Origin of the sequence: Allobosea sp., assembly GCF_030695125.1 — a bacterium.
Classification (GTDB): Bacteria; Pseudomonadota; Alphaproteobacteria; order Rhizobiales; family Beijerinckiaceae; genus Allobosea.
Genome location: NZ_JAUYTP010000022.1, coordinates 133,697 through 140,683, shown reverse-complemented (window position 1 = coordinate 140,683; position 6,987 = coordinate 133,697). Strand labels below are relative to the sequence as shown.

Below are 6,987 nucleotides of genomic sequence, written 5' to 3'. Positions count from 1 at the left end.
GGGCAGATGTGTTCGACTACGTCGAGAGGTTCTACAACACGATCCGCAGGCACTCGGCCATCGGCTATCTCAGCCCGGCCGAGTTCGAAATGAAGGTGGGATTAGCTTAACTGACCGTCCACGAAACCGGCAGCAGGCCACGGCGAGGTGGAGCTGCTGGCGGTAGATCCTAACGGACGCCGAAACCAAGCACAGTCTTTCCGAATGTACCGAAGCCACGAGGTGGTTGAGATTTATGTCCTTGGCCGTGTGGCCAAACACGCGTCCGGCCCGGCGGATATGGCCCACCGCTGCCCGGCCGTAGTTTTTTAGCCTCTTCGCAAAGTTCTCGTTTCCCACCCGTTACTCCACACCCTTTAGCCGTTAGTCCATGCACACCTTGCGTTAGTCCATGCATACATGGCCTGCGCATCTCGCTGATAGACCGCCTGTATGGACTTGAACGGATCGAAAGCCTCAGGCTCCAACAGCCAGAACTCGACGCTGCCCGCGGACTGTTCACGGGCCTGTCTCCATATAAGTCGTCGCTAATCAGGAGCAGCACCAACAGCAACCGATGGCGACCCCTGCTCATCTGCCGCCAGCAGTGCTGCGCCATGATCTCGTGACGGAGGAGCGGGAGCGAGCGCACCGGACTGCAACGCCGCTGCGATCAGGCTGATCGGAAAACCTGCATGGTCAAAGCGGGGCGCCTGCTTATCATCGTCAGACCCACCCTGCTGCCCAGTTGGCTCCAGGTTAGAAATCGCGACAACGGGGGCGGCGGCCTCTGCCGTCAAGTCGGCGAGGAGCGCGAGATGATCGAGGGCCGGGACCATAGCACCATCCCCGCGCGGCAACGCCGCCTTCGCGAAGCTTGAATGACCCCGCATCGTAACGGGCTCGGATGAGTGCGAAGTCTCCACGATCGGCCTGCCGGTGATGGACTGACCGCAAGTTTCCTCGCCGGCGGTAAGGACGTCATGGGGCATGTCAGCCGGCCCGCCAGCCTCAGCAGCTGAATGCGTCAACTGGCCCACCTCCGACAGCTTGCCAGCAATCGGCTCATCCGACCGGGACGCCTGATCGTCGGGCAGTTCACCCGAGCTGACATTCGCACTCTCGACCGGACGCTCACGGGGAAGGTATTCCTCGCCCAGGGCCTTCAATCTGGCCCGTTCAGTCGGGTCGGCGAGCCTGGCGACAAGGTCTCTCACCGCGCCCACTGTCAGGCCAAGGTCAGCAAAGAGAGCGGCGCCTCCGCTCACTTTCATAGCCGCCGCGAAGTTACAAACGCTAGCCTTGGCGAGGACCGAGGCTCGACGCCGCAGCGCGGACCGCTCAGCTACTCCCCGCTCAAATGTGATGGCCATCAGTTCGCTCCGGAATGTTCCCGAAAAGGGTCCGGGCGAATCCAGATATCGTCAATCCTCACCCGTCGAATAAATCGACGATTTCTCCGCAGACGCCACTTTCAGTGATTTTTCACGTGGATAGGCCATCGGCAATGGCCCAGCGCATGACGTCTGAAAGAAGCCCCGAGGATCAGCGTTTCATTCAATCTTGCGAAGCGCGTGCTGTACGATGCGATCTAGTGCCCCGCTTGCGCGATATCACTGACGACGACCGTTCGTAGAGCACCTCTGAACAGCTGCCAAAAGCGCGTCCACATCGATTGGCAGCTCAAGCATGTCGATCGTTCGCTTCAGGTTCTGGACATGGATCGCCTTTGTATACCTGCCCCGCTCAGACCTTCGAGCCGGACCTTCGTGACCGGTCAGCTCTTCGATAAAAGCGCTCTTGGCCGAGGTGTTTTCCAACCTGGTCGTAAATGAATGCCTGAAGCGGTGAAGGCCCCCCTCCACGCCGGGACCGAAAAACTTCATCGCCTGCTGGTAATGCCCAAATCGCCGTCCCAGCGCCGCTCCAAAAGCTTCCGAGGCGTTCGAATTCGAAAGCTCCGGGAACAGCTGGTCATCCCCATCGCGACCGAGGATGCATGCCTCCAGGAATCCGAGCCTGAGAATATCGCGATGCAAGGGCAGGATCCGACGGCTGCCCTCGTCCTCGAACCCATCGTCGGCCTTGAGCGTCAGATCGACCGCATTGAGGTTCAGTACCCAGACCCCCTCGATCTGGACGAAGTGTCGAACGCGAACCTGGGCCAGCTCCTCGCGCCGTGCACCCTGATAGGCCGCCAGCAGCGGCGCCCAGTAGAGACTGTCCCGCCTGATGTAATCGCCTGGCTGCGTCAAAATGCGTTCCGATTTCCGACCCATCCAGACCGGGCTGCTGAACATGGCGCGAAACTCGTCATCGGTGTACTCGTTGCGCTCACCGCGTCCTCCGCGCCCCTTTTTCTTCGGTTTGACGTACAGACCCGAAAACATCTTTGCAGGGTCGATGCTCAGCCGCCCTTGATCAAACAACCAGACAAAATAGGACTTCAAAGTCGACATGTGTTTGTTCAGCGTCTCCGCCGACACGCGCACGGCCTTGGGCGTCTCGGACTGTGCCAGGCGGATCAGGTCTTCAGCCGGCGTGTCTGCATAAGCCGGCGCTCGGCTGTAATCAGCTGGCAGCTGGAGAAACACGGATCTGAATTTCGCCAGCTCCGCTTTCGTCACGTCGGAAGGCGAGACCTGGCCAATGATCCAGAGCCAGATACGCAAGGTGGCCGTCAGTTCGGGCCGACGTGAACGTTTCCACTGCCGGGTCAAGTCGATCTTGTCGCGCACGAAGTCAGCCCAGCTGGCCTCAAACGTCTCCCCATCTTCGACAGTTTCGCTCTGCGTGCGAGCCGGCGAACTCGGCCTCGAGGCTGGATCAGTCTTGGCTTGAGCCGCCGGAGCAGCGGGTGGCGCCCCCGCCATGCTGTTCAAGTCATCCATAGGTACGCCCGCCAAAGACAGCGCGGCTGCAATGGCTTCGAGATCGCCCTGCCCTATGGCATCGATCTGACGCTGTCCTTCCGCGTAGGCCTTGAGGACGGCCGCCGTCAGCGCCGCCCGGACGTGAGGCGGTGTGTTGTCGCTTACCCCCGCGTGATGCAGCCCGGCCTGGATGATCGGGCCGAGTTCGAGGCGTTCCGGTTCGAACCCTGCAAGAGCGCGCTTGATCCGCGCATCCAGCGTCTGCGTCTTCAACCACATGGCCATGCGCAGCATGAGGTCGACCGCGAGGCCTTCTTCTCCCTTCATCTCCTTTTCGGTGATGATGATGCGGCCCTCGGTGACGAGCCGACTAGCGATTTCGGCCAGCCACCTGTTCTTCCAGGCATCGATGCCCTGCTGCGCTTTGGCGACGTCCATCGTTGTGCCCAGTTCGACGAAAAGCTGTTCGGCATCGACCCGCATGAGCCGAGCACGCCGCAAAGCCTCGCGCCGATCGATTCGACCAAGTGTCAATCGAAGGTCGCTGCGATTGATGAAAGCCGCAAGCTTCGAGGGGATCCGAACCCGGAACCTCCAGCCGTCACCGTGGCGTTCGAGGAAAGTGTTGTGCCCACGCATGTGCCCAGCCCTGTGGCAAACTGGGGGCCCAGATTCCAACCGACTGCGCTAACATGCTGATTTGATGGAGAAAGCCACGTGAGTGGCTGGGGGACTAGGATTCGAACCTAGACAACCAGAGTCAGAGTCTGGGGTCCTACCGTTAGACGATCCCCCAATGGCCGTGGCGCGTGTCGCGCTCGCCTTTGGTGTCGCGGGGTCTAATCAAAGCTTCGCCGAATGGCAAGCCCCGAATGCGGGCGTCGGGATCAGCCCTTGCTCGCCGATGCGAAGCCCTCTCCGGAGGGCTTGCGGCGTGGGCAGGGGCCGCCCCCCGCGGCCATCCCGGGGGGCGGACCGCAGCCGGCGGCTCGAATGGGAGCCGGCCCGAGCGCCGGTCGGGACTTCAGCCCGTGCTCAGCGTCCGCCGCACCGCGTCGCGCCAGCCGGCGATCTTGCGGCTGCGCTCGCTGGCGGCCATGCCGGGCGTGAAGCGCCGCTCCAGCCGCCAGAGATCGGCGAAGCGGGCCGGCTCGGGCAGAAGCCCGGCGTCGAGCCCGGCGAGATAGGCCGCGCCCAGCGCCGTGGTCTCGCGCAGGCTCGGCCGGTCGACGGGCAAGTCGAGCAGGTCTGCGAGGCGCTGCATCGTCCAGTCGGAGGCCGCCATGCCGCCATCGACCCGCAGCACCGAGCGCGCCCCCTGCCCGGCCCCGCCCGCGGCCTTCGCCCAGTCGGCATGCATCGCCTCGATCAGATCCAGCGTCTGGTAGCAGACGCTTTCCAGCGTGGCCCTGGCGAATTCGCGCGGGCCGCTGTTGCGGGTCAGCCCGAAGATCGCGCCCCGCGCATCGGCGTCCCAATGCGGCGCGCCGAGCCCGACGAAGGCCGGAACCAGATAGACCTCCTGCGTCGGGTCGGCGGCGCGCGCCAGCGGGCCGGTCTCGGCGGCGTCCTGGATGAGGCCGAGCCCGTCGCGCAGCCATTGCACGGCGGCGCCTGCGATGAAGATCGAGCCCTCCAGCGCGTAGGTCCGCCGGCCCTCGAGCTGATAGGCGATCGTGCTGAGCAGCCGGTGCTGCGAGGCGACCGGCGTCGCGCCGGTGTTGAGCAGGGCAAAGCAGCCGGTGCCATAGGTCGATTTCACCATGCCGGGCGAAAAACAGGCCTGGCCGATCGTCGCCGCCTGCTGGTCGCCGGCGATGCCGCGCACCGGAATGGCGGCGCCGAACAGCTCCGGCGCGGTCTGCCCGAACAGCCCGGCGCAATCCTTCACCTCCGGCAGCAGCGCCGCGGGAATGTCGAACAGGGCGAGCAGGTCTTCATCCCAGACGCCGCGATGAATGTCGAAGATCAGGCTGCGCGAGGCGTTGGTCGCATCGGTGGCATGCACGGCCCCGCCGGTCAGCCGCCAGAGCAGGAATGAGTCGACCGTGCCGAAGGCGAGTTCGCCCGCTTCCGCCCGCCGCCGCGCGCCCGGCACATTGTCGAGCAACCAGGCGATCTTCGTGGCCGAGAAATAAGGGTCGATGCGCAGGCCGGTTCGCGCCGCGACCAGCCCCTCATGGCCGGCGGCGACGAGCGCGGCGCAGGCCGGGGCGGTGCGCCGGTCCTGCCAGACGATGGCGCGGTGAATGGCGCGCCCGGTCTTGCGGTCCCAGATCAGCGTGGTTTCGCGCTGGTTGGTGATGCCGATCGCGGCGATTGCCCCGGCGTCGAGCCCGGCCCTGGCGAGCGCCTCGCGGCAGGTCGACAGCACGCTCTCCCAGATGTCCTCGGGCTCGTGCTCGACCCAGCCCGACGCCGGAAAATGCTGCGCGAACTCGCGCTGCGCGCTGGCGACGAGGTTGAGCCCCGAATCGAAGACCAGCGCGCGCGAGGACGTCGTGCCCTGGTCGATCGCGAGGATATGACGTGCGCCGGCCATGGCGGCCTCCTTCCCTGCTCAGACGGCCTTCAGTACCGGGCCCATGGCCGCGGACACTGGCCGAAGGTCGCCCGCCGGGGCAAGGGGCGGTGACGACGGCGCGAGGCCGGCAAAACCGGCCGCGAACACGGGCTGCGACACCGCGACCGCGAAACCTCCACCGGTGATCGCAGCGCGGCGGCATGTTCCGCTTGGCACTATGCTCCTGCTCTTGTTACGCTTTGATTCCAAAGAGGCAGCCGGGGTTTCGCCCGGCTCGGCCGCAACGATTTCAGCCTCGTCGCGGAGGTCGGTGCGGCAGGCCAGAGGAACGGGCACAGTGACGGTCGAGGACCGGCAGGAGCGGGATATCGCGGCAGCGATGGTTCCGCAGTTTCACGGCGTCGACCCCGATCTGGGCGGCGCCGCGACCCGTGCCGATTCGCAACCGCGGCTGGCCGTGGGCCGCCCGCCGGCGGCGCCCGTCCCGCCCTGGACCGAGCCCGCTGCGCCCGAGCTCGCCCGGGCGGCGCCGACGACCTATGCCGCGCTCGATCTTGGCACCAACAACTGCCGCCTGCTGATCGCGCGGCCAGCCCAGCACGGCTTCCGCGTCGTCGATGCGTTTTCGCGGATCGTCCGACTCGGCGAGGGGCTGGCGGCCAGCAGCCGGCTTTGCGACGCGGCGATGGATCGCGCCGTCGAGGCGCTGAAGATCTGCCGCGGCAAGATGCTCCACCGCAACGTCAGCCGCGCCAGGCTGGTGACGACGGAGGCCTGCCGCGCCGCGATCAACGGCTCGGAGTTCGTTCGCCGCGTCGCCGCCGAGGCGGAGCTCGAGCTCGAGATTATCGACCAGCGCACCGAAGCCGCGCTGGCCGTCTCCGGCTGCGCGGCGCTGGCGGACCCCACCGCCGAGGGCGTCATCGTCTTCGACATCGGCGGCGGTTCGACCGAGATCGTCTGGATGGGCGGGCGCGCCGAGGCGCGAGACCCCGCCGCGCGTATCCGCGAATGGGCCTCGCTGCCGATCGGGGTGGTCACGGTGGCCGAGCGCTATGGCGGCATAGATGTCGGCCGCAGCCTGTTCGAGACCATGGTCGAGGATTGCGCCCGGGAGCTTGCCCCCTTTGCCCAGAAGGCGGCCGCCGCGCGCAACGCGCGCAATTTCCACCTGCTCGGCACCTCGGGCACGGTGACGACGGTGGCGGGAATCCATCTTGGCCTCGCCCGCTACGACCGCCGCGAGGTCGATGGATTGTGGATGCGGCAGGAGGAGATTCTCGCCGTCATCGACCGGCTCGTCGAAATGGACTATGCAGCCCGTGCGGCCAATGCCTGCATCGGCCGCGAGCGTGCCGATCTCGTCCTGGCCGGCTGCGCCATCTTCGAGGCGATCCGCCGCGCCTTTCCGAGCGAACGGGTGCGGATCGCCGATCGCGGCCTGCGCGAGGGCATCCTGCTCCGGATGATGCATGAGGACCGCGCCTGGTGGCGCCGGAGATGACATGACGCTTGCGATACAGCCCGCCTCTGCCCGAACGGTTCAGGCATGAGCACCGTCAAATCGGGCGGCAAGTCAGCCGGCAGGAGCGTTGGCAAGACCGGCGGCAA

Annotated in this window: 5 protein-coding genes and 1 tRNA gene; 2 read left to right on the top strand and 4 right to left on the bottom strand. The window is 65.8% G+C overall.

The features are described from left to right. Nucleotides 1-110, top strand: a 110-nt coding sequence (locus Q8S38_RS07015) for an IS3 family transposase (protein WP_305679709.1), incomplete at its 5' end; no start/stop codon positions are given. A 417-nt stretch (nt 111-527) separates the two neighbouring features. Here Q8S38_RS07015 and Q8S38_RS07010 read toward each other — a convergent pair. The 4 genes from Q8S38_RS07010 to glpK all read right to left on the bottom strand — a co-directional run bounded on the left by Q8S38_RS07010 (nt 528) and on the right by glpK (nt 5,394). Then, nucleotides 528-1,352: a hypothetical protein gene (locus tag Q8S38_RS07010; protein WP_305679698.1), complete on the bottom strand. Its 825-nt coding sequence runs from the start codon at nt 1,350-1,352 to the stop codon at nt 528-530. 240 nt (nt 1,353-1,592) lie between these two features. Beyond that, the gene (locus Q8S38_RS07005; RefSeq protein WP_305679697.1) at nt 1,593-3,491 is read right to left on the bottom strand and encodes a DUF6538 domain-containing protein; all 1,899 of its coding nucleotides are present in this window, start codon (nt 3,489-3,491) and stop codon (nt 1,593-1,595) included. A gap of 83 nt (nt 3,492-3,574) precedes the next feature. After that, a tRNA-Gln gene (locus Q8S38_RS07000) sits at nt 3,575-3,648 on the bottom strand. A gap of 228 nt (nt 3,649-3,876) precedes the next feature. Beyond that, the gene (gene glpK, locus Q8S38_RS06995) at nt 3,877-5,394 is read right to left on the bottom strand and encodes a glycerol kinase GlpK (protein WP_305679696.1); all 1,518 of its coding nucleotides are present in this window, start codon (nt 5,392-5,394) and stop codon (nt 3,877-3,879) included. 361 nt (nt 5,395-5,755) lie between these two features. On the opposite strand from glpK, the gene Q8S38_RS06990 reads away from it, so the two are divergent. Beyond that, nucleotides 5,756-6,880, top strand: coding sequence for a Ppx/GppA phosphatase family protein (locus Q8S38_RS06990; RefSeq protein ID WP_371125850.1), 1,125 nt, complete (start codon nt 5,756-5,758; stop codon nt 6,878-6,880). The last annotated feature ends 107 nt before the right edge of the window (nt 6,881-6,987 follow it).

Coding starts and splice junctions, on each gene's coding strand:
- Q8S38_RS07010 (WP_305679698.1), bottom strand. CDS start 1,352: ATGGCCATCACATTTGAGCGGGGAGTAGCTGAGCGGTCCGCGCTGCGG.
- Q8S38_RS07005 (WP_305679697.1), bottom strand. CDS start 3,491: ATGCGTGGGCACAACACTTTCCTCGAACGCCACGGTGACGGCTGGAGG.
- Q8S38_RS06990 (WP_371125850.1), top strand. CDS start 5,756: ATGGTTCCGCAGTTTCACGGCGTCGACCCCGATCTGGGCGGCGCCGCG.
- glpK (WP_305679696.1), bottom strand. CDS start 5,394: ATGGCCGGCGCACGTCATATCCTCGCGATCGACCAGGGCACGACGTCC.